Source organism: Geodermatophilus sp. SYSU D00691 (assembly GCF_054050275.1).
The window spans coordinates 1-21,065 of record NZ_JBJGYZ010000029.1 but is presented as its reverse complement, the minus strand read 5'-3'; the positions used below and the strand labels follow the sequence as shown (position 1 = coordinate 21,065).

The 21,065-nt window shown below is 73.8% G+C and carries 23 protein-coding genes; 12 read left to right on the top strand and 11 right to left on the bottom strand.

The window, feature by feature from the left end; genetic code table 11:
- Positions 1-43: 43 nt before the first annotated feature.
- Complete coding sequence (locus ACI797_RS19525) at positions 44-2,005, top strand: acetoacetate--CoA ligase (protein ID WP_456860522.1); 1,962 nt, start codon at positions 44-46, stop codon at positions 2,003-2,005.
- On the opposite strand, the gene ACI797_RS19520 is transcribed toward ACI797_RS19525, so the two are convergent.
- Genes ACI797_RS19520 through ACI797_RS19510 form a run of 3 tightly spaced genes read right to left on the bottom strand, consistent with a single transcriptional unit; the run spans position 1,932 to position 3,813 of the window.
- On the bottom strand, positions 1,932-2,681 hold the full coding sequence (locus ACI797_RS19520; RefSeq protein ID WP_456860520.1) for an NUDIX domain-containing protein: 750 nt from the start codon (positions 2,679-2,681) through the stop codon (positions 1,932-1,934). The two genes, ACI797_RS19525 and ACI797_RS19520, sit on opposite strands and share 74 nt — an antisense overlap.
- Positions 2,678-3,040 carry a DUF4406 domain-containing protein gene (locus ACI797_RS19515; protein ID WP_456860518.1) on the bottom strand — a complete coding sequence of 121 codons (363 nt, stop codon included), beginning with the start codon at positions 3,038-3,040 and terminating at the stop codon, positions 2,678-2,680. The genes ACI797_RS19520 and ACI797_RS19515 overlap by 4 nt, the downstream gene beginning before the upstream one ends.
- Complete coding sequence (locus ACI797_RS19510; RefSeq protein WP_456860516.1) at positions 3,037-3,813, bottom strand: DeoR/GlpR family DNA-binding transcription regulator; 777 nt, start codon at positions 3,811-3,813, stop codon at positions 3,037-3,039. The genes ACI797_RS19515 and ACI797_RS19510 overlap by 4 nt, the downstream gene beginning before the upstream one ends.
- 137 nt (positions 3,814-3,950) lie before the next feature.
- Here ACI797_RS19510 and ACI797_RS19505 point away from each other — a divergent pair, with 137 nt between their 5' ends.
- Both ACI797_RS19505 and ACI797_RS19500 read left to right on the top strand, forming a co-directional pair.
- On the top strand, positions 3,951-5,207 hold the full coding sequence (locus ACI797_RS19505; RefSeq protein ID WP_456860514.1) for an acyl-CoA dehydrogenase family protein: 1,257 nt from the start codon (positions 3,951-3,953) through the stop codon (positions 5,205-5,207).
- 57 nt (positions 5,208-5,264) lie between these two features.
- Entirely contained in the window at positions 5,265-6,251 is a 987-nt protein-coding gene (locus ACI797_RS19500; RefSeq protein WP_456860512.1) for a Gfo/Idh/MocA family protein, read from the top strand.
- On the opposite strand, the gene ACI797_RS19495 is transcribed toward ACI797_RS19500, so the two are convergent.
- Genes ACI797_RS19495 through ACI797_RS19480 form a run of 4 tightly spaced genes read right to left on the bottom strand, consistent with a single transcriptional unit; the run spans position 6,252 to position 10,778 of the window.
- The gene (locus tag ACI797_RS19495; protein WP_456860647.1) at positions 6,252-7,436 is read right to left on the bottom strand and encodes an ROK family protein; all 1,185 of its coding nucleotides are present in this window, start codon (positions 7,434-7,436) and stop codon (positions 6,252-6,254) included.
- A gap of 4 nt (positions 7,437-7,440) precedes the next feature.
- Positions 7,441-8,388: a carbohydrate ABC transporter permease gene (locus tag ACI797_RS19490; protein ID WP_456860511.1), complete on the bottom strand. Its 948-nt coding sequence runs from the start codon at positions 8,386-8,388 to the stop codon at positions 7,441-7,443.
- Positions 8,388-9,362, bottom strand: a complete 975-nt coding sequence (locus ACI797_RS19485) for a carbohydrate ABC transporter permease (protein WP_456860509.1) — start codon at positions 9,360-9,362, stop codon at positions 8,388-8,390. The genes ACI797_RS19490 and ACI797_RS19485 overlap by 1 nt, the downstream gene beginning before the upstream one ends.
- Positions 9,363-9,368: 6 nt before the next feature.
- Entirely contained in the window at positions 9,369-10,778 is a 1,410-nt protein-coding gene (locus tag ACI797_RS19480) for an ABC transporter substrate-binding protein (protein WP_456860507.1), read from the bottom strand.
- 193 nt (positions 10,779-10,971) lie between these two features.
- Between ACI797_RS19480 and ACI797_RS19475 the strand changes: the two genes are divergently transcribed.
- Genes ACI797_RS19475 through ggh form a run of 3 tightly spaced genes read left to right on the top strand, consistent with a single transcriptional unit; the run spans position 10,972 to position 14,299 of the window.
- Positions 10,972-12,129: a zinc-dependent alcohol dehydrogenase gene (locus ACI797_RS19475; protein WP_456860505.1), complete on the top strand. Its 1,158-nt coding sequence runs from the start codon at positions 10,972-10,974 to the stop codon at positions 12,127-12,129.
- Positions 12,126-12,920 carry a sugar phosphate isomerase/epimerase family protein gene (locus ACI797_RS19470; protein ID WP_456860503.1) on the top strand — a complete coding sequence of 265 codons (795 nt, stop codon included), beginning with the start codon at positions 12,126-12,128 and terminating at the stop codon, positions 12,918-12,920. The genes ACI797_RS19475 and ACI797_RS19470 overlap by 4 nt, the downstream gene beginning before the upstream one ends.
- Complete coding sequence (gene ggh / locus ACI797_RS19465; protein WP_456860501.1) at positions 12,917-14,299, top strand: glucosylglycerate hydrolase; 1,383 nt, start codon at positions 12,917-12,919, stop codon at positions 14,297-14,299. The genes ACI797_RS19470 and ggh overlap by 4 nt, the downstream gene beginning before the upstream one ends.
- Positions 14,300-14,347: 48 nt before the next feature.
- Here ggh and ACI797_RS19460 read toward each other — a convergent pair whose 3' ends face one another.
- On the bottom strand, positions 14,348-14,725 hold the full coding sequence (locus ACI797_RS19460) for a VOC family protein (protein WP_456860498.1): 378 nt from the start codon (positions 14,723-14,725) through the stop codon (positions 14,348-14,350).
- 136 nt (positions 14,726-14,861) lie between these two features.
- On the opposite strand from ACI797_RS19460, the gene ACI797_RS19455 reads away from it, so the two are divergent.
- Genes ACI797_RS19455 through ACI797_RS19445 form a run of 3 tightly spaced genes read left to right on the top strand, consistent with a single transcriptional unit; the run spans position 14,862 to position 17,041 of the window.
- A complete protein-coding gene (locus ACI797_RS19455; RefSeq protein WP_456860496.1) occupies positions 14,862-15,239 on the top strand; it encodes an FKBP-type peptidyl-prolyl cis-trans isomerase in 378 nt (125 codons plus the stop codon).
- A gap of 46 nt (positions 15,240-15,285) precedes the next feature.
- On the top strand, positions 15,286-16,320 hold the full coding sequence (locus tag ACI797_RS19450) for a cation diffusion facilitator family transporter (protein ID WP_456860494.1): 1,035 nt from the start codon (positions 15,286-15,288) through the stop codon (positions 16,318-16,320).
- Positions 16,321-16,348: 28 nt separating this feature from the next.
- Complete coding sequence (locus ACI797_RS19445; RefSeq protein ID WP_456860492.1) at positions 16,349-17,041, top strand: DsbA family oxidoreductase; 693 nt, start codon at positions 16,349-16,351, stop codon at positions 17,039-17,041.
- A 4-nt stretch (positions 17,042-17,045) separates the two neighbouring features.
- Here the strand turns inward: ACI797_RS19445 and ACI797_RS19440 are convergent, their stop codons facing one another.
- Both ACI797_RS19440 and ACI797_RS19435 read right to left on the bottom strand, forming a co-directional pair.
- Positions 17,046-17,288 carry an acyl carrier protein gene (locus ACI797_RS19440; protein WP_456538284.1) on the bottom strand — a complete coding sequence of 81 codons (243 nt, stop codon included), beginning with the start codon at positions 17,286-17,288 and terminating at the stop codon, positions 17,046-17,048.
- Between the two features lie 70 nt (positions 17,289-17,358).
- A complete protein-coding gene (locus ACI797_RS19435; protein WP_456860489.1) occupies positions 17,359-17,577 on the bottom strand; it encodes a hypothetical protein in 219 nt (72 codons plus the stop codon).
- A gap of 61 nt (positions 17,578-17,638) precedes the next feature.
- On the opposite strand from ACI797_RS19435, the gene ACI797_RS19430 reads away from it, so the two are divergent.
- Both ACI797_RS19430 and ACI797_RS19425 read left to right on the top strand, forming a co-directional pair.
- Positions 17,639-17,968 carry an ArsR/SmtB family transcription factor gene (locus tag ACI797_RS19430; protein WP_456860487.1) on the top strand — a complete coding sequence of 110 codons (330 nt, stop codon included), beginning with the start codon at positions 17,639-17,641 and terminating at the stop codon, positions 17,966-17,968.
- The gene (locus ACI797_RS19425; protein WP_456860485.1) at positions 17,965-18,465 is read left to right on the top strand and encodes an SRPBCC family protein; all 501 of its coding nucleotides are present in this window, start codon (positions 17,965-17,967) and stop codon (positions 18,463-18,465) included. The genes ACI797_RS19430 and ACI797_RS19425 overlap by 4 nt, the downstream gene beginning before the upstream one ends.
- On the opposite strand, the gene ACI797_RS19420 is transcribed toward ACI797_RS19425, so the two are convergent.
- Entirely contained in the window at positions 18,453-18,863 is a 411-nt protein-coding gene (locus ACI797_RS19420; RefSeq protein WP_456860483.1) for a hypothetical protein, read from the bottom strand. The two genes, ACI797_RS19425 and ACI797_RS19420, sit on opposite strands and share 13 nt — an antisense overlap.
- 242 nt (positions 18,864-19,105) lie before the next feature.
- On the opposite strand from ACI797_RS19420, the gene ACI797_RS19415 reads away from it, so the two are divergent.
- Entirely contained in the window at positions 19,106-20,923 is a 1,818-nt protein-coding gene (locus tag ACI797_RS19415; protein WP_456860481.1) for a phosphoenolpyruvate carboxykinase (GTP), read from the top strand.
- The last annotated feature ends 142 nt before the right edge of the window (positions 20,924-21,065 follow it).

Genomic DNA, 21,065 nt, shown 5'->3' with positions numbered 1-21,065 from the left:
CATCGGGATGTCGACGGGCGACACATGATGGCATCGTGCGGGCGTGACCGACGCGCCCGAGGTGCTGTGGCGGCCGACCCCGGAGTTGGCCCGTGCCAGCCGCATCGCCCGCTTCGCCGCCCGCGTCGCGGAGCGGCGCGGACTCGACTTCGGCGATCCGCCCGACTACGACGCGCTGTGGCGCTGGTCGGTCGAGCACCTCGACGCGTTCTGGGCCGAGGTGGCCGACTGGAGCGGCGTGCTGCCCGGCGTCCGGGACGACGAGGTGCTCGCCGACCGCCGGATGCCCGGCGCCGTCTGGTTCCCCGGCCGCACGCTCAACTACGCCGAGCAGGCGCTGCGCCACGAGGGCACGGCGCTGATCGTGACCAGCGAGGACGCCGGGCCGGCCGAGGTGACCTGGGCCGACCTGCGCGGGCAGGTCGGCGCGTTCGCCGCGACGCTGCGCCGCCTCGGCGTGCGCCCGGGCGACCGGGTCGCCGGCTACCTGCCGAACGTGCCGGAGGCCGTGGTCGCGTTCCTCGGGGCGGCGTCGATCGGCGCGGTGTGGTCCTCCTGCGCGCCGGACTTCGGCACCCGCGCCGTCCTCGACCGCTTCGCCCAGATCGAGCCCGTCGTCCTCGTCGCCACCGACGGCTACCGCTTCAACGGCAAGGACTACGACCGGCGCGACGTCGTCGCGCAGCTGCGCGAGGGCCTGCCCACCGTGCGGACGACGATCGCCGTCCCGCGGCTGCACCCCGGCGAGGTGCCCGACGGCGCCCTGCCGTGGGCCGAGGCGGTGACCGAGGTGCAGGAGCCGGAGTTCGCGCCGCTGCCCTTCGACCACCCGCTGTGGATCGTCTACTCCTCGGGCACCACCGGGCTGCCCAAGGGGATCGTCCACGGGCACGGCGGCGTCGTGCTCGAGCAGATCAAGGCGGCCCAGCTGCAGATGGACGTCGGGCCGGGCGACCGGTTCTTCTGGTACAGCTCGACCGCCTGGATCATGTGGAACATCTCCACGTCGGCGCTGCTGTCGGGCGCGACGGTGATCGTGCACGACGGCGCCCCCGCGTACCCCGCCGTCGACGCCCAGTTCGCCCTGGCCGCGCGCACCGGCATGACCTACCTCGGCACCAGCGCCGGTTACCTGACCGCGTGCGAGAAGGCGGGGATCCGGCCGGGGGAGACCCACGACCTGTCCGCGCTGCGCAGCATCGGGTCCACCGGGTCGCCGCTGCCGGCCGCGGCGTTCCGCTGGGTCTACGAGGCGGTGAAGCCCGACGTCGTGCTGGGCTCGCTGTCGGGCGGCACCGACGTCGCCACCGGGTTCATCGGCAGCTCACCCCTGCTGCCGGTGGTCGCCGGCGAGCTGCAGCGGCCGAACCTCGGCGTCGCCGTCGCCTCGTGGGACGAGGCCGGCCGTCCGGTGGTCGGCGAGCTCGGCGAGCTGGTGGTCACCGAGCCGATGCCGTCGATGCCGCTGTACTTCTGGAACGACCCCGACGGCAGCCGCTACCGGGAGGCGTACTTCGAGCCCTGGCCCGGCGTCTGGCGGCACGGCGACTGGCTGGAGTTCACCGAGCGCGGCACCTGCGTGATCACCGGCCGGTCGGACTCCACGCTCAACCGCGGTGGGGTGCGCATGGGGACGGCGGACATCTACGCCGCCGTCGAGTCGATCCCCGCCGTCCTGGACTGCGTGGTGCTCGGCGTGGAGCAGCCCGACGGCGGCTACTGGATGCCGCTGTTCGTGCAGCTGGCGCCGGGGGAGGAGCTCACCGACGACCTGGTCGCCGAGATCAGGTCGGCGATCCGGACGACGGCCAGCCCGCGGCACGTGCCCGACGAGGTGATCGCCGTCCCCGGGGTGCCACACACCCGCACCGGCAAGCGGCTGGAGGTGCCGCTCAAGCGGCTGTTCCAGGGCGTCGACCCGGCGAAGGCGGTCAACCCCGGCGCCGTCGACGACGCCGCGCTGGTCGACCACTACGTCGAGCTCGCCCGGCGTCGCCGCGGCTGACCGCTCCCGGCGCCGGGACCGCGGAGAAGGGGCCGGAGAGGGCGGCCCACTGGAGCAGCAGCATGGTCTTGGCGTCGGCGATCTCGCCGGTGCCGACCATCGCCAGCGCCGTCGTGAACGGCAGCTCGACCACCTCGATGTCCTCGCCCTCGTCGGCCAGACCGCCGCCGGCGCCGGTGCGGTCGGCCGGCGTGTACGGCCCCGCGTAGCAGTACAGCCGCTCGGTCACCGAGCCCGGGCTGGTCCACGGCGCGAAGATCAGCGTCAGCGGACCCACCTGGACGCCCAGCTCCTCGGCGGCCTCCCGGCGGATCGCGGTCTCGGGGTCGTCGTCGTCCAGCAGCCCGGCGGCGGTCTCGACGAACATCCCGTCGGGGTGGCCGTTGACGTAGACCGGGAAGCGGAACTGGCGGGTGAGCAGCACGGTCCCGCGCGCGACGTCGTGGAGCAGGACCGTCGCACCGTTGCCGCGGTCGTAGGTCTCGCGCCGCTCGGTGGTCCACCGGCCGTCGCGGTGCCGCTGGTCGAACGTCGTCCGGCGCAGCACGTGCCAGCCGCTGGCCAGCAGCTCGACGTCGCGGACCACGACGTCGGGGTTGCCGGCCAGGTCGCGGCCCACCCGGTCGAGCCCCGTGCGGCCGCGGGCGTCGGGGACGTCGACGCCGGGGGTGCTCACGACGCCCCCGGCACGTCGGCGGGATCGGTCCACACCGGGATCCCGCGGGCGCGGGCCAGCTCGACCATCTCGTCGGAGCCGACCGACGCCCCGGGCAGCCGCAGCACGCCGTCGACGCGCGCCCCCAGCCGGCGGCCCACCGGGTGGAACACCTCGTCGAAGGCGGCGTCGCCCACCCGGGTGGAGCCGGCCAGCTCGGCCAGCGGCAGCGCCAGGTCCTCGCCGTTGACCGCGAGGTGGCCGGCCCGGAACAGGTCGAGGGTCGCCTGCCGGATCCGGCGGTGGTTGGCCGCGATCTTCCCGGGGTCGTCGCCCGTGCCGCTCCGGTAGGGGCCGGCGACCAGGATCATCAGGCTCATGCGCAGGTGACCTCCACGTCCGCGTCGTCGAGCGCGGCGAGGGTCTCCTGCGCCGCGGGGGTGAGGCGGGGGTCGCGGGCGCTGGCGTCGGTCACCAGGCGCTCGGCCGCCCCCAGGTCGGCCACGCGGGCGAACGCGCGGACGCCGAGCTTCGACGCGTCGGCGACGACGAGGGTGCGCGCCGACGCGCGCAGCCCGGCCTGCTTCACCGCCGCGTCCTCGAGCGTGAACTCCGACCAGCCGGCGGCGGTGATGCCGCCGATCGACATCACGAACACGTCGAAGGAGAGCGTCGCCAGCACCGCGGTCGCCGCCGGGCCGGCGATGCTGCGCTCGCCGGGGCGCACCTCGCCGCCCACCACCAGCAGCCGGATGCCCGGCTGGTCGGCCAGCACCTCGGCCACCGGCAGGCTGAGCGCGGCGACGGTCAGCGGCGCCCGGTCCACCAGTGCGCGGGCGACGTGCACCGTCGTCGTCCCGGCGTCGAGCAGCACGGTCGAGCCCGGCTCGACCAGCTCCGCCGCGGCCCGGCCGATCCGGTCCTTGAGGCCGGCCTGCCAGCCGGCCCGCGCGGCGAAGCCGTTCTCCGGCGCGTCGACCGCGACCGCGCCGCCGCGCACACGTCGGACCAGCCCGCGCTGCTGCAGCTGGTCGAGGTCGCGGCGGACGGTCATCTCGCTGACGCCCAGCCGGGCCGCGAGGTCGCCGAGCGTCGCCGTGCCGGCGTTGCGGACCAGCCGCAGCGTCACGTCGAGTCGCTCGGGCACCGCCATGATCCCGATTCTCACATGCTGTTGATAGATCTGTGAAGAACTTGTCATCGCATGGCGTCGATCACGATCACGGGTGACCGGATCCGGCGCGGGGAACGACCCGTGCCGATCACGTCTTCAGCGAGGAGGACGAGGCCATGACCTCGACGGACGAGACCTGGGAGCCGCAGCCGCCGGTGCTGCTGCCGCCGTGGCACACGCCCCAGCGGGAGAAGCTGCAGGAGCAGGCCCGCCAGTTCGCGGTGGAGGAGGTGCTGCCCGTCGCGAATGAGCTGGACCCGCGGAAGGGCGAGATCCCGGCGTCCCTGCTCGGGCGGCTGGCCGAGCTCGGCTACTTCGGCATCACCGTGCCGGAGGAGCACGGCGGCCTGGGGCTGGGCGTCTTCGAGTACTGCATGGTCTCCGAGGAGCTGGCCCGCGCCTGGATGAGCACCGCCAGCATCCTGGCCCGCTCGCAGGGCCTGGGGACGGCGGTGGCCGACCCCGACCGCCGCGCCGAGCTGCTGGGCCGCAGCGCCCGTGGCGACTGGATCGGCGCCATCGCGCTGTCCGAACCCGACGCGGGGTCCGACCTCGCCGGCGTCTCCACCCGCGCCGTCCTCGACGGCGACGAGTGGGTGGTGACCGGCCGCAAGCGCTGGTGCGGCAACGCGAAGGCGGCCGACTTCATCCAGGTGCTGGTCCGCGAGCGCGACCCCGGGCCGGGGGAGTCCCGCTCGAAGGGCCTGGTCAACCTGCTGCTGGAGAAGGAGCGCGGCGAGTTCCCGGAGGGCCTCACCGGCTACCCGATCGACAAGGTCGGCTACCACGGCTTCCTCACCTGGGACCTGACCTTCGACGGCGTCCGGGTCCCGAGGGACAACGTCATCGACGAGGCGCGGGCCGCGCGGGAGGACAGCGACGCGGAGGGCGAGGCGGCCAGGCAGGCCGGGTTCGCCGAGGCGCAGAAGTTCCTCAACACCGCCCGCGTGCACACCGCCGCCCGGGCCGTCGGCCTGGCCCGCGCCGCGCTCGAGGACTCGATCCTCTACCTGCAGGAGCGCGAGCAGTTCGGCCACCCGATCGGCGACTTCCAGGCGCTGCGCTTCGCCGTCGCCGAGATGGCCGCGCAGGTCGAGCAGGCGCGGACCTTCTACCGGCAGGTCGCCCACCTCATCGACCTGGGCATCCGCTGCGAGAAGGAGGCCTCGATGGTGAAGCTCGAGGCCACCGAGATGGCCGTGCGGGTGACCAACCAGGCGATGCAGCTGCACGGCGGCAACGGCTACACCACCGAGCGGCAGGTGGAGCGGCACTGGCGCGACGCCCGGCTCACCACGATCTTCGAGGGCACCAGCGAGATCCAGAAGCGGATCGTCAGCGACCGCCTGCTCCCCCGCAGCCCGCTCGCCTGAGATGGAGTGGATCCGTGCGGGTCACCTGCACGGATCCACTCCACTAGCGTCGGGCCCGTGCGGTGGGGGCTGGTCGGGGCGAGCGACATCGCCGCGGGCTCGATCATCCCCGGTATCCGCGCCCAGCCCGGCGGCCGCGTCGTCGCCGTGCACAGCCGGTCGGCCGAGCGGGGCGCCGGCTACGCGCGGCGGCACGGCATCGAGCGCAGCCACGACACCCTCGACGCGCTGCTCGCCGACCCCGAGGTCGACGCCGTCTACGTCAGCACCACCAACGACCGGCACGCCGCCGAGGCGATCGCCGCCGCGCGCACCGGCCGGCACGTGCTGTGCGAGAAGCCCCTCGCGCTCACCCTCGCCGACGCCCGCGCGATGGTCGACACCGCGGCCGCCGCCGGGGTGGTGCTGGCCACCAACCACGGCCGCCGCAACGACCCCGCGCTGCGGGCCGCCCGCGACCTCGTCCGGGCCGGCGCCCTCGGCATCCCCCGGGCGGCCCGCACGACCACCGCCGTCCTGCTGCCCGAGCGGCTGCAGGGCTGGCGGCTGCGGGGCGGCGCCGGCGGCGGGGTGGCGCTCGACCTGCTGGTCCACGACGCCGACACGCTCCGCTTCGTCCTCGACGACGACGTCGCCGCGGTGCAGGCCGCCGCGGCGGCGCACGGCACGGGCGAGGACCCCGCCGACGACGTCGTCGCCGGGGTGCTGACCACCGCCCGCGGCCTGCTCGCCTCGTTCCTGTGCTCCTTCGCCACCCCCCACGGCGCGAGCGCAGTCGAGGTGTTCGGCGAGGACGCCGCGCTGCGCGCCGAGCGGGAACCGGGCCGGCCGTCGTCCCTGGTGGTGCGCACGCCCTCCGGCGAAGAGGAGGTCGCGCTGCCCGAGGCCCCGGCGGTCGGCGTCGCCACCGTCGCGGCGTTCGAGGCGGCCGTCCGCGGCGAGGGCGCGCCCACGGCCACCGGCCAGGACGGCGTCGCCTCGCTCGCGGTCGCGCTGGCCGCGCTCGAGTCCGCGCGGACCGGCGTCCGCGTCCTCGTCGCCTAGCTAGTCGCGCTGCCGCGCCGCGAGGGCACGGTCGACCGCCTCGGCCGACAGCACCTCCTCCAGCGCCGATCGGGCGGCGCCCACCACCCCGGCGCGGGCGCCCAGGCCGCTGGCCACCACCCGCAGCCCGCGGGCGGCCTGCGGCTGGGTGCGCTGGTAGAGCCGTTCCCGGACGGCGCCGACGAAGTGGTCCTGCGCCAGCCCGAGGTCGCCGCCGAGGGCGAGGATCCGCGGGTTGAGCAGGCTCACCGCGGTCGCCAGGACGTCCCCGATCATCAACCCGGCCTCGCGGACCAGGCGGGTCGCCTCGGGGTGGCCGCCCAGCGCCAGGTCCACGACCGACCGGGTGTCCGGGGCGTCGACGCCCAGCTCGCGCAGCGTGCGGGCCAGCGCCCGCCCGCTCGCCGACGCCGCGAGGCAGCCGCGCGCTCCGCACACGCACAACGGGCCCTCCTCCGGACTGGTGATCCGGACGTGGCCGATGTCGCCCTCCGCGGCGTCCGCGCCGCGCAGCACCGCGCCGTCGACCACCATGCCGGCGCCGATGCCGGTCGCGACCTTGACGAACAGCAGCGGGGAGGCGTCGGGGTGCTCGCTGTGGAACTCGCCGAAGGCCATGGCGTTGGCGTCGTTGTCGACGACGCAGGGGACGCCGAAGCGCTCGGCCAGGGAGTCGCGGACCGGGTGGTCGTGCCAGCCCGGCATGACCGAGGTGTGCTGCACGACGGTCCCGGTGCCCACGTCGACCGGGCCCGGGACGCCGACCCCGAGGCCGAGCACCCGGCGGGACGCCACGCCGGCGCCGTCGAGCATGGTCCGCCAGCGGTCCTCCACCCAGGCGAGCACCTTCTCCGGGCCGTCGGCGAGGACGAGGTCGTGCACCTCCTCGGCGAGCGGGAGGCCGGCCAGGTCGCAGACGGCCAGCGTCGCGTGCGCGGCGCCGAGATCGGCGGCGAGCACGACGCCGCCGGAGCCGTCGAGGCTCAGCACCTGCGAGGGGCGGCCGCGGACGCCGGACTCGCGGCCCGACTCGCGCAGGTAGCCGGCGTCGACCAGCTGGTCGACGCGGGCGGCCACGGTCGAGCGGGACAGGCCGGTGAGCTCGATCAGGTCACCCCGGGTGCGTGCCTTGCCGCGGCGGATCAGATCGAGCAGGTGCCCCGCACGCTCGGCGCGCTCGACCAGTTCCTCACCCCTTCTCGGCCCCGGCGGTCAGGCCGCCGGTCAGCAGCCGCTCGCTGGCGAAGAACAGTATGACGATGGGGAGGGTCAGCACGACCGAACCCGCCATGAGGACCGTCGTGGGGATCTCGATGCTGCCGGCGAGCTGGGACAGGCCCAGCGAGACGGTCCACCGTTCGCGGTCCTCGACGAGGAAGAGCAGCGCGAACAGGAACTCGTTCCACGCGATCATGAAGATGAACAGCGCGTTGGACAGGATGGCCGGCATCGCCAGCGGCAGGGTGATCTTGCGCAGGATGGTGAGCCGGCTGGCGCCGTCGACCGCCGCCGCCTCCTCGATGCTGGCCGGCACGGTCTGGAAGTAGTTGCGCAGCGTGTAGATCGACACCGCGACCGTCTGCGAGACGTAGACCAGCACCAGCGCGGCCAGCGAGCCCCGCAGCCCGATCCGGGTGAAGAACACGAACAGCGGGACGGCCAGCAGGATGGCCGGGAACAGGTAGACCGACAGGAACAGGACGCTGACCTGCCGCCGGCCGGGGAACTGCAGCCGGGCGATCGCGTACGAGCCGAGGATCGCGAACAGCAGCGTCACCAGGACGGTGCCGAGCGCGATCAGCCCGCTGTTGCGGATGAACCCGAGGAACCCCTGCCCGCCGTCCTCGGTGGAGGCGAGCACCTCCCGGTAGGTGCTGGCCGTGAGCTCCGAGAGCGTCGGCCACAGCCGGCTGGGGTCCTGGACCAGCGAGCTCAGGTCCCGGAACGACAGCAGCACCATGTAGTAGAAGGGGAACAGGGTGAACAGCATCAGGAAGACGATCACGACCCAGCGCAGGACCCCGAACACCCGCGTCTCGACCGAGTAGCGCGACCACCCCTGCGGGCGCGGCGCGCGGGGCGGCGGCCCGCCGGGCGCGGTCGGCACGTCGGCCGGGACGGTGGAGACGCCGCCCATCAGGCCACCTCGTCCTTCGCCGCGAACCGGTAGTAGACCGTGACCAGCACCGTGAGCACCGCGGCCAGGACCAGCGCCTGGGCCGAGGCGGCGCCGATGTCCCCGCGGCTGACCAGGTAGTCGAAGACCCGCACGCTGATCACCTCGGTGCCGGCGCCGCCGCCGGTGAGCAGGTAGATGTCGTCGAAGTTGTTGAACGTCCAGATGAAGCGCAGCAGCGCCAGGACGGCGATGGTCGGCAGCAGCTGCGGCCACACCACGTGCCGGAAGACCTGCGTCGGCGTGGCCCCGTCGACGCGGGCCGCCTCCTCCAGCGTCGCGGGGGCGGCCTGCAGCCGGGCGGTCAGGAAGAGGAAGGCGAACGGGAACGAGCGCCACATCTCGAAGACGATGACCGTGAGCAGGGCCCACGGGCGCTCGGAGAGGAAGGCGATCGGCTCGTCCCAGCCGAGCAGCCCGGTGCCGACCTCGTTCACGATGCCGAACTGCGGGTTGAGCATCACGCCCCACACGAACGTCGCGGCCACGACCGGCGCCACGTAGGGCAGCAGCAGCGACGCCCGGACGAACGTGCGGCCGCGGAAGGGGGCGCGCAGGGCCAGCGCCGCGACCAGGCCCAGCCCGATCGCCGCCACCGTGCCGCCGGTGGCGTAGACGAGCGTGGTGACCAGCGAGCTCCAGAAGCCGGGCGAGGTGAACACGTCGACGAAGTTGTCGAGCGTGTAGTCGCCGAACAGCCCCGCGCTTCTCAGCCGGATCAGCCGCAGGTCCTGGAAGGCCAGCACGACCGTCCAGAGGATCGGCAGCACGACCAGGACGACGACCACGACGACGGTCGGCGAGATCAGCGCCAGGCCGAAGCGCGACTCGCGCCACTGGTGACCGCGGATCCGGGCGCCCCGCGGGCGGCCGCCGGACGGCTCGCCCACGGGGACGACCGGTCCTCCGGTCAGCCCGCTGTCACTGCCGGTCATCGCCGATCAGTCCAGACCGTCGGCGATCTCCTGGAGCGCGTCGGCGGCCTGTTGCGCCGCCTCCTCGGGACTGACCTGCCCGCCGGTCATGGCGGCGATGGCCTCCGGCACGGGCAGCTCACCCAGGGATGCGCCGATCAGTGCCCCCTGGCCCTGGGAGATGCCCCACGGCGCGATCGTGTCCGGGGCCTCCTGCAGGGCGGTCAGCACGTCCTGCGAGTAGAAGTCCGAGAGCGGGGCCTTGGTGTCGACGCCCGCGGGGAGGGTGGCCCAGGCGTCGATGTAGCGGGTCGGCTCGTCGGCGGTGCCCTGGCGGGTCGGCACCTTGCCCTCCGGGGCGAAGCCGATCCACTGCTCGTAGCCCTCCTCCATCATGTAGGCCACGAACTGCTGGGCTGGGTCGGCGTCGGCGTCGACGGTGACCGCCCACGAGACGACCTCGCCGAACTGCGCCCCCTCGTCGCCGTCCGGGCCGGTGATCGTGGTGACCACGCCGCTGTTGCGCGCCAGGAACGCGGGGTCGGCCGTGCACTCGGCGCAGCTCGGCAGGGCGTCGTTCCGCAGGCCGGCCATCTCGTCGAGGATGAACGACGACCACACCACCATCGCGGCCTGTCCGGCGAAGTAGGCGGCCCGGGTGGTGTCGACGTCCTGCGCGCCCGCGACCGAGTACTGGGTGATCAGGTCGTTGTAGAACTCGAAGGCGGCGACGCACTGGTCGCTGGCCATCTGGATCTCGCCCTCGTCGTCGACCATCTGGCAGCCGTTGCCCAGGGCGAGGTGCTCGAAGGTCTGCTGGGTGAACGGGTCGCCGGGCACGTTCGCGCCGGTGAAGCCGGCCACCTCCGGGGTGTCGAGCGCCTGAGCCGCGGCGAGGATGTCCTCGTAGCTCTCCGGCGCCGCGAGGCCGGCGGCGTCGAAGAGGTCCTTGCGGTAGACGAGCAGCTGCGCCCAGCCGTCGCTGGGCACGGCCAGCTGGCTGTCGCCGTCGCGCGTCAGTTCCAGCGACTGCTCCGAGAAGGTGTCCTCGCCGAGCTCCTCGACGACGGCGGCCGCCGCGTCGGGGTTGTGCAGCTCGTTGGCCGCCAGCGCCTGGACACCGGCCAGCGACAACGCCCCGATGACGTCGGGGAGCTCGTCGGCGGCCGCGGACGAGGTGAGCAGCTGGTTGTACTGGTCCTCGGCGACGCCGACCAGCTCGACCTCGATGCCGGTCTCCTCGGTGAACGCCGCGGCGATCTCCTCCTGGACCTCCAGCCGGTCGGGCAGGTTCTCCAGGGTCCAGACCGTCAGCGAGCCGTCACCGCCGCCGTCGCCACCGCCACCTCCGCCGTCGTCGGAGCCGCAGCCGGCGATCAGGGCGGCCGCGCTGGCCACGGCGAGGGTTCCGCGGAGTCGACGCTTCGCTGCGCTCATTCCGTTCTCCTCCTGCTCGGAGCGGCCGGTGCTACGGACAGTAGCGGTCGCCGGTGTCCCGTACATCACAAACGAGACTCGGCTGTTATGTAGTGCAGTTACGCGTAATACGTCAAGGATCCGTTGTAAAGTGGTCGCCAGACATGCCGATATGGGTGCCATGAGGCAGAAGGACCGGGAGGCGAGCTCGATCGTGAGCGCATCGACGAAGGCGGCCGTCCGCCCCGTCGCGACGGGACGGCCGCCCCGCGGCGGCACCGCGGTCCTCGGGCGACCGCTGGTGGTGAGCTTCACAGGACCCCGCAGCGTCGCCCTCGTCGAGGAGGACGCGGCCGTCCTCCGGCCCGGGACGGTGCGGGTGCGCACCCTCTACTCCGGCATCTCGGCGGGCACGGAGATGACCGCCTACCGCGGCTCCAACGTCTACCTCACCAAGCAGTGGGACCCCGAGCAGCGGCTGTTCACCGAGGGTGGCCGCAGCTTCGAGTACCCGGTGACCGGCTGGGGCTACAGCGAGGTCGGCGAGGTGGTGGAGGTCGCCGACGACGTCGCCGACCCGCGCCCGGGCGACGTCGTGTACGGCATCTGGGGCCACCGCAGCGAGGCCGTGCTGCCCGCCGGGAAGCTGGCCGGCCGGCAGCTGCCGCCCGGCGTCGACCCGGTGGTCGGCGTCTTCGCGCGGGTGGGCGCCATCGCGCTCAACGCCGTCCTCGCCGCCGGCCTGCACCTCGGCGAGACCGTCGCCGTCTTCGGCCAGGGAGTGATCGGCCTGCTCGCCACCCGCCTGGCCGCGCTGTCCGGGGCCCACGTCATCGCCGTCGACGGCATCGCCCCCCGCCTCGAGCTGGCCACCCGGCTGGGTGCCTCGCTGACCCTCGACCCCACCGACGAGGCCATCTCCGTCGCCGAGTGCGTCAAGAGCTACGCGCGCGACGGCGCCGACGTCACCATCGAGCTCTCCGGCTCCTACCGGGCGCTGCACGAGGCGGTGCGCTCCACCGCGGCCGGCGGCCGCGTGGTGGCGTCCGGCTTCTACCAGGGCGAGGGCCTCGGCCTGCACCTCGGCGAGGAGTTCCACCACAACCGGATCCAGATCGTGTCCTCGCAGATCGGCGGCGTGCCGTCCGGCCTGGGGGAGCGGTGGACGCCGGAGCGGCTGCACCGCGTCTTCATGGGCCTGGTGGTCGAGGGCCGGGTCGACGTCGCCTCGCTGGTCTCCCACGTCGTGCCCTGCCAGGACGTCGAGCAGGCCTACCGGCTGCTCGACGAGCGCCCGGCCGAGACCCTGCAGACGGTGCTCGACTTCCGCGCGGCCGGCCCGGCCCGGGCCGAGCTGGAGCGCGCCTCGTGAAGCTCGCCGTCCAGGAGCAGGTGCTCCCCGGCGCGACCCTGCAGGAGAAGTGGGACACCGCGCTGGCCTGGGGCTTCGACGCCATCGAGCTGCGCGGGCAGGGCGACCACGCGCTGCGCGAGCGGCTGCCGCAGCTGCGCGCCGCCCAGCGCGACGGCGTCGTCCTGCCGACCGTCTGCGTCGAGATGGACCACTTCATCGGCGACTTCGACGCCGACCGCCGCGCCGACGCGCTGGCCAACATGACCAGCCAGGTCGAGGTCATCGGCGCGCTCGGCGGCGTCGGCGCCATGACCCCGGCCTCGTGGGGGATGTTCTCCCGCCGGCTGCCCCCGTTCACCCCGCCCCGCTCGGAGGAGGAGGACCGCGAGGTCCTGCTCGACGCGCTGGCCCGGCTCGGCGAGGTCGCCGAGCGGGAGGGGACCCGCATCCTGCTCGAACCCCTGAACCGCTACGAGGACCACATGGTGAACACCCTGGCCCAAGCCGCCGAGCTGGCGGAGGCCACGGGACTGAAGAGCGTGCAGGTGGGTGCCGACACCTACCACATGAACATCGAGGAGGCCGACCCGCCGGGCGCCCTGCGCGCCGTCGCCGGCCGCCTCGGCCACGTGCAGCTCTCCGACAGCAACCGCCTCGAGCCCGGCGCCGGGCACGTCGACTGGGCCGCGCACCTGCGCGTCCTGGACGCCGTCGGCTACGACGGCTACCTGGCCTTCGAGTGCCGGCTCTCCGGCGACGCCGCCGCGGCGCTGCCCCGGGCCACCGCGCTGCTGAGGAGCCTCGCGTGACCGCCACCCACGACGTCGCCCTCGACTGGGCCCCCGACGCCGTCCTCGAGGAGACCGGTGTCCGGGGCGCCGAGCTGGCCGCCCGGGCCGCCTACGCCCTGCGGGCGAACAGCGCCGGTGCGATGACCAAGGCCGCGCCGCACCTCTACCCGCACCAGTGGAGCTGGGACGCCGCGTTCGTCTCGGTCGGCATCGCGCACCTCGACCCGGGCCGCGCGTGCGCCGAGCTCGACCACCTGTTCAGCGGGCAGTGGACGACCGGCATGGTGCCGCACATCGTCTTCGACCCCGACGAGCACGACTACTTCCCCGGCCCCGACCGGTGGGGCTGCCAGGTGAGCGACGCGGCGCCGACGGCCCCGCGCACCAGCGGCATCTGCCAGCCGCCGGTGCACGCGCTGGCCGTGGAGCGCATCGTCGCCATCGACGAGAGCCACGGGCCGGCCGCCGCCGAGCACGTGCGCGCCTGGCTGCCCGGCGCCTACCGCAAGCTCCTGGCCGGGCACCGGTACCTGGCGTCCGCGCGCGACCCCGAGGGCACCGGCCTGCTCACCGCGTACCACGGCTGGGAGGGCGGGATGGACAACTCGCCCCGCTGGGACGGGCCGTACTCGCGGGTCGAGGTCGCCGCCGACCTGCCGCCGTACCAGCGCCGGGACACCCGGATCGTCACCGACACCAGCCAGCGACCGACGCAGCTGGAGTACGACCGGTACCTGACCAGCGTCGAGGAGCTCAAGCGGGCCGGCTACGACGACGCCCGCATCCGGGCGACGGCCAGCTACCTCACCACCGACGTCTTCATGTCCGCGATCATGGCCGCGGCGAGCGCCGCGCTCGCCCGGATCGCCCGGTCGCTGGGCGCGCCCGAGGTCGCCGAGCTCGAGGAGCACGCGGCGCGCTTCCGGGCCGGCGTCGCGGCCAGCGTCGACCCCGAGCTGGGGCTGGCGCTGGACACCGACCTGCGCACCGGTGAGCCGCTGCGCGTGCAGACCGTGGCCGGCTTCGCCCCGCTGCTGTGCGGCGGCCTCGACGAGCCGGCCGAGCACGCGATGGTGGACCTGCTGCGCTCGGCGGACTGGACCGGCCACCCCGGCCTGCGGCACGCCGTCCTGCCGACCACCAGCCCCACGTCGCCGGACTTCCGGCAGCGGGCCTACTGGCGCGGACCGAGCTGGCCGGTGGTCAACTGGCTGTTCGTCTGGATGCTGGAGCAGCGGGGGCTGACCGACGTGGCGGCGCCGCTGCGCCGGGCGTCGCTGGACCAGCTCGCCGAGGGCTCGCTCGCGGAGTACTACGAGCCGTTCACCGGGGAGCCGCTGGGCAGCGCCTGCCAGTCCTGGACGGCGGCCGCGGCCCTCGACCTGCTGCTCACCTGAGCGCGAGGAGTGGATCCGTGCGCGTGACGCGCACGGATCCACTCCGCATCAGGACGACGGCGGGGTGTGGTGGACCGCCTCGACGTTGTTGCCGTCGGGGTCGCGGAAGAAGACGGCGTAGTAGCCGGGGTGGTACTCCGGCCAGATCCGCGGCTCGTGCAGCACCTCCGCGCCCGCCTCCCGCGCCAGGCCGAAGACCTCGTCGACCGCCTCGCGCGACGGCGCCCGCAGGGCCAGGTGGACCGGCCGCACGCCGTCGTCCACCTGCGTGCCGAGCCACAGCGTCGGGAAGCCGTCGGGGCCGCAGAGGCCCACGGCCTCCCCGTGCCGCATCGCCTCGCGCACCCCGAGCGGGGCGAACACGCGCGTGTAGAAGGACGCCGCGGCGTCGAGGTCCGCGACCTGCAGCGACAGGTGGTCGATCACGCCGCGCAGGCTAACGACCCGGCCCTCTCCGTGATCGGTGGGGAGCCCCGCGCCGGGGCGCGGACCAGCAGCGGTCCGGCGCCGCTGCTTGGATGGGGTCAGCGCCGGGACCGCCCCGGGAGCAGGAGGGAGCACCGTGGCCGAGCTGACCCGACCGGACGTCGACCCGCCGACCGGCCCCGCCCCGGCCGACCTCGTGGTCGAGGACCTCGTCGTCGGTGACGGCCCCGAGGCCACCCCCGGCAGCCTGGTGAGCGCGCACTACGTCGGCGTCACCCACGACGGCGGCGAGCAGTTCGACGCCTCCTGGGACCGCGGCGACCCGCTGGAGTTCCGCCTGGGCGTGGGCATGGTCATCCAGGGCTGGGACGAGGGCATCACCGGCATGAAGGTCGGCGGCCGCCGCCGGCTCACCATCCCCCCGCACAAGGCCTACGGCGACCGCGGCGCCGGCGGCGTCATCAAGCCGGGCGCCACCCTCGTCTTCGTGGTGGACCTCGTCGGCGTGCGCTGACCTGCGCGGCGGTTGCTGAGTGCAACCGCTGGGCATCGCCGGGGGCGTGAGCGAAACGGCCCCCGAGCAGTCCGTCGTCACCACCGGACCGCCGGCGCCGCCGGTGCCCGGCGGCACGGGCGGGCCGGAGCACGACTCCGGCAGCGAGAGCACCGGCACCGTCGTCCTCGCCGGGCTGGCCAACCTGGGCATCGCGATCGCCAAGCTGGTCGGCGGGCTGATCAGCCACTCCTCGGCCATGCTCTCCGAGGCGGCGCACTCGCTGGCCGACACCATCACCGAGGTGCTGCTGTTCATCGCGCTCAAGCGCGGGAACAAGCCGGCCGACGACCGGCAGCCCTTCGGCTACGGCCGCGAGACGTACTTCTGGGCGTTCATGGCCTCGCTGTGCACGTTCGTGCTCGGCGCGGGCTTCTCGGTGTGGCAGGGGATCAGCACGATCCTGCACGGCGAGGAGCAGGGCTCGCCGACGATCGCCTACGTCGTCCTGGCGGTGTCGTTCGTGCTGGAGGGCGCCTCGTGGCTCAAGGCCGTCCGCCAGGTCCGGGGAGCGGCCCGGAAGTGGAAGGTGACGCCGGGGCGGTACCTCTCCACCACCACCGACACCACGGTCAAGGCGGTCACCTTCGAGGACAGCGCGGCCCTGGTCGGGCTGGTCCTCGCCGCGACCGGGCTCTTCCTCGAGCACGTCACCGGCGAACCGGTGTGGGACGGCATCGCGGCCATCACGATCGGCGTCCTCCTCCTGGCGGTGGCCTACGCGCTGGCGCGGGCCAACGTCTCGCTGCTCATCGGCCAGGCGGCGTCGTCGCGGATCGAGGAGGAGCTGCGGGCGGAGATCGCCGCGCTGCCGCACGTGGAGCAGGTCCCGCTGCTGATCACCTCGGTGATCGGGCCCGGGCAGCTGGTCGTGGCGGCCGAGGTGGACTTCGCCGACGAGGCCACCGCCGAGGAGATCGAGCGGACGTCGGACGACGCGGAGCGCCGCCTGGTCGCCCGCCATCCCGGCGTGCGGTACGTGTTCCTCGACCCGACCGACGCCGACGGCGACGTGCGCGCGGAGGCCCACGGCCCGGAATGACCCGAGGTCGTTGAACGTTCACCTGATCATGCAGATCGAGGTGTGGTCCGACGTCGTGTGCCCGTGGTGCTACATCGGCAAGCGGCGGCTGGAGGCGGCGCTGGAGCGGTTCCCGCACCGCGACCAGGTGGAGGTCGTCTGGCGCTCGTTCCAGCTGGACCCGTCGATCCCCGAGGGCGAGACCTTCCCGACCCTGCCCGCGCTGGCCGAGAAGTACGGCCGGCCCGTGGAGGAGATGCGCGCCATGCAGGCGCGGGTCGAGGAGATGGCCGCCGGCGAGGGCCTGCGCTACGACCTGGCGAACGGCACCAGCGGCAACACCTCGCTCGCCCACGAGCTGCTGCACCTGGCCGCCGAGCGCGGCGTGGGCGGGGAGACGAAGGAGCGGCTGCTGCACGCCCACTTCGAGCAGGGCCGGCCGCTGTTCTCCGTCGACGACCTGCTGCCGCTGGCCGTCGAGGTGGGCCTGGACGAGGCCGAGGTGCGCGAGGTCCTGGCCGACCGCCGGTACCGGGACGCCGTCCGCCGCGACGCCGCCACCGCGCAGGCGCTGGGCGCGACCGGTGTCCCGTTCTTCGTGGTCGACCGGAAGTACGGCGCCGCCGGCGCCCAGCCGGCCGACCTGCTGCTGCAGCTGCTCGAGCGGGCGTGGGCCGACGCCCACCCGCTCGTGACCGTGCCGGACGCCGACGGCTGCGTCGGCGACGAGTGCGCCGTCTGAGCAGCTACTGGACGGCGGGGCCGCCCTGCTCGGTCCCGGACAGCTGCTTGAGGAACTCGTGGCAGCGCTTGGCCCGCTGCGAGTCCTGGTCCATGACCTCGCGGAAGAACGCCGCGACGTCGTCGAGCCCGGCGTTCTCGGCGTCCCGGACGTACTGGCCGTAGTCGTGCCCGGCCTTCAGCGAGTGGTACTGCACCGAGATCAGGTCGTAGGTGACGTCCTCGAAGCCGGTCTCACCCGTGGCCATCGCGACCTCCTCCGATCGGAGCGGTAGGGGAACGCGGGAGGGGTTCCCCCCGGGCGCGACCGGAAACGGCTCAGCCGCGCGGCGCCTCGGAGAACGCGCCGCCGGTGACGTCGCCGCCCCCCGCGTCGTCGGCCTCCGTCCGCCCGGCCTGCAGCTCCTCCTCGCCGGTCGCCACCGGGTCGTCCTCGGTCGAGGCCAGGTCGGCCCCCTCGGCGACGGCGCCGGGGTCGGCCTGCGTGGTGCGCGGGTCGTTGAGCGGGTCGGGGACGTCGGGATCGGTGACGGTCATGCCGCTCGCATGCCCCGACCGGCCGCTGGCCAACCCGTAACAGATGTGTTACGCATTACCCGTGGAGGCGCTCGGGGCGCTCGCCGACCCCACCCGGCGGGAGATCGTGGCCCTGCTGGCGCGCCGCGAGCTGGCCGCCGGTGAGCTCGCCGCGCGCTTCCCGGTGAGCCGCCCGGCGATCAGCCGGCACCTGCGCGTGCTGCGCGAGGCCGGGCTGGTGCGCGACCGGGTGGACGGCCGCCACCGCCGCTACGCGCTCGACCCGCGACCGCTGCGGGAGCTCGACGACTGGCTGGAGCCCTACCGCGACCTGTGGGCCCAGCGCCTGGACGCGCTCGACACCGAGATCGCCCGCGGCCGGCGGGCCCGACGGACCGGAGACCAGCCATGACCGACAGCCCCGACGACCGGCGCGGCGTCGTCACCCGCGAGCCCGACGGCGGCCGGCGGCTGGTGTTCCGCCGGAGCTGGCCGGACCCGATCGAGGACGTGTGGTCGGCGCTCACCGACAACGAGCGCTCGGCCCGCTGGATCGGCACCTACGAGGGCGAGCGCGGCGCCGGCGGCGCCGGCACGTTCACGATGCTGCACGAGGGGGACGAGCCGGCCGCCTCGCCGACGACCATCGTCGAGTGCGACCCGCCGCGGCGGCTCGTCCTGGAGTGGGCGCAGCCGGAACCCTGGCGGGTCGAGCTCGACCTGAGCACCGAGGACGGCCGCACCGTGCTGGTCTTCACCCAGGTGCTGCCGACCGAGGAGGGCGTCGCCGACGTCGCGGCCGGCTGGCACTGGTACCTCGACAAGCTCGCCGCCGAGCTGCACGGCGAGCCCCAGCCGACCGACTGGGACGCCTTCTTCGCCGAGGTCGGGCCCGCCTACCGCACCTGACGCCCGGCCAGCACCATCGCCGCGGTGAGTCCGAGGGCCCCGGCGACGAGAGGCGTCTCGACCGGGTCGAAGCCCGCCGGGGTCAGCCGCTCCCGGTCGCGCCGCTCCAGCAGGATGCCGGGCAGCATGGCCACGCCGAGCAGGACGAGCACGCGTGGGGCGGCATCGTCCGGGCCGACGAGGAGGCGCGCGGTCGCCCAGGCCTGCGCCGCGATCATCGGTGTCGGCGCGCTGAACGCGCTGCCGAGCCACAGGGCGTCGCGCCGAACCCGGTCCGGGCGGCCGTGCAGGAACGGGATGTCGTAGGTCACCGCGCGCCGCACGGCGACCCCGGCGCCGAGGAGCTGCACCGCCAGCTGGGCGGTGGACAGCGCGACGAGCAGGCGGCGTCCGGCCACGGTCGCAGCATAGGGGCGGAGGATCGGCGTCGGATCCCGCTGCTGGCCCGGCCGGGTCGCCGGATGCGGTGAAAGCCGCTCCCCACCAGGGTCTTCCGTCCGCTGACAAGACGTCCTATACGTAACATCTCTCACGGTTACACGGCCGTGTACGCCTTGTAGCCTGACTCGATCCGGATCCCGGCGAACCGTCCCCCGGACGGCCCGGCGCCGACCCGCTCAGCCACATGGATGGAGATGCCGTGACCTCAGTGGCCACCCCCGGCTTGGACAACGCCCCCACGACGCACGCCCGGTTGCTGGCGTGGGTCCGGGAGATGGCCGAGCTCACGACCCCTGACCGGGTCGTGTGGGTCGACGGCACCGACGAGGAGTGGGAGCGGCTCACCCGGAAGCTGGTCGACGCGGGCACCTTCACCCGCCTGGAGAAGAAGCCCAACTCGTTCTGGTGTGCCTCCGACCCCAGCGACGTGGCGCGCGTCGAGGACCGCACCTTCATCTGCTCGGTGGACGAGGCCGACGCGGGGCCCACCAACAACTGGATGGCCCCCGACGAGATGAAGTCGATCATGACCGGCCTGTACCGCGGGTGCATGCGCGGCCGGACCATGTACGTCATCCCCTTCTGCATGGGCCCGGTCGAGGCCGAGAGCCCCATGTTCGGCGTGGAGCTCACCGACTCCGAGTACGTCGTGGTCTCCATGCGGGTCATGGCCCGCATCGGCAGCCGGATCCTCGAGGCGATGGGCGACGACGCGGCGTTCGTCCCGGCCATGCACTCGCTCGGTGCCCCGCTCGAGCCGGGCCAGCAGGACGTGCCGTGGCCGTGCAGCTCGACGAAGTACATCACCCACTTCCCGGAGGAGCGGGCCATCTGGTCCTACGGCTCCGGGTACGGCGGCAACGCGCTGCTGGGCAAGAAGTGCTACTCGCTGCGGATCGCCTCGGTCATGGCCCGCGACGAGGGCTGGCTCGCCGAGCACATGCTCATCCTCAAGCTGACCAGCCCGCAGCAGAAGACGTACTACATCGCCGCCGCCTTCCCCTCGGCCTGCGGAAAGACCAACCTGGCGATGCTCGAGCCGACCATCCCCGGCTGGGAGGTCGAGACGCTCGGCGACGACATCGCCTGGATGCGCTTCGGCGAGGACGGCCGGCTCTACGCGCTCAACCCCGAGTACGGCCTGTTCGGCGTGGCCCCCGGCACCGGCTGGGACACCAACCCCAACGCCATGCGCACGATCGACAAGGGCAACTCCGTCTTCACCAACGTCGCCCTCACCGACGACGGCGACATCTGGTGGGAGGGGATGACCGACGAACCGCCCGCGCACCTCACCGACTGGAAGGGCCGGGACTGGACGCCGGGGTCGGAGGAGCCGTCGAGCCACCCGAACAGCCGGTTCTGCACCCCCATCACGCAGTGCCCGATCCTCGCGCCGGAGTACGACGACCCGAAGGGCGTGCCGATCTCGGCGATCCTCTTCGGCGGCCGGCGCAAGACCACGGTCCCGCTGGTGACCGAGGCGCGGGACTGGAACCACGGCGTCTTCATGGGCGCGACGCTGTCGTCGGAGACCACCGCGGCCGCCACCGGCGCCGTCGGCGTCGTCCGCCGCGACCCGTTCGCGATGCTGCCGTTCATCGGCTACAACGCCGGCGACTACTTCCGGCACTGGGTGGAGACCGGCAAGGCGCACGACGCCACCAAGCTGCCGCGCATCTTCTACGTCAACTGGTTCCGCCGGGACGACGACGGCGGCTTCCTGTGGCCGGGCTTCGGCGAGAACAGCCGCGTGCTCAAGTGGGTCGTCGAGCGGCTCGAGGGCACCGCCGCCGCCGAGGAGACCGCGATCGGGCACGTCCCGACGCCGGACTCGCTCGACGTCTCGGGCCTCGACCTGACCCCCGAGCAGGTGGCCAAGGCCCTCGCCGTCGACACGGACGAGTGGCGCGCCGAGGTCCCGCAGATCACCGAGTGGTTCGAGAAGTTCGGCGACAAGCTGCCCAGCACCATGTGGGACGAGCTGGAGATCCTCAAGCACCGCCTCGACGGCTGAGGCCACGATCAGCTGAGGTGGTTTCTAGGAGCGGTCGCAACACCGCTGTTGTGATCGTGGGTCGAGAGTAGGGCGGCCATCGCCTCGGCCGGGGTGCGCCAGCCCAGGGTCTGGCGGGGGCGGCCGTTGAGTTCGTCGGCGA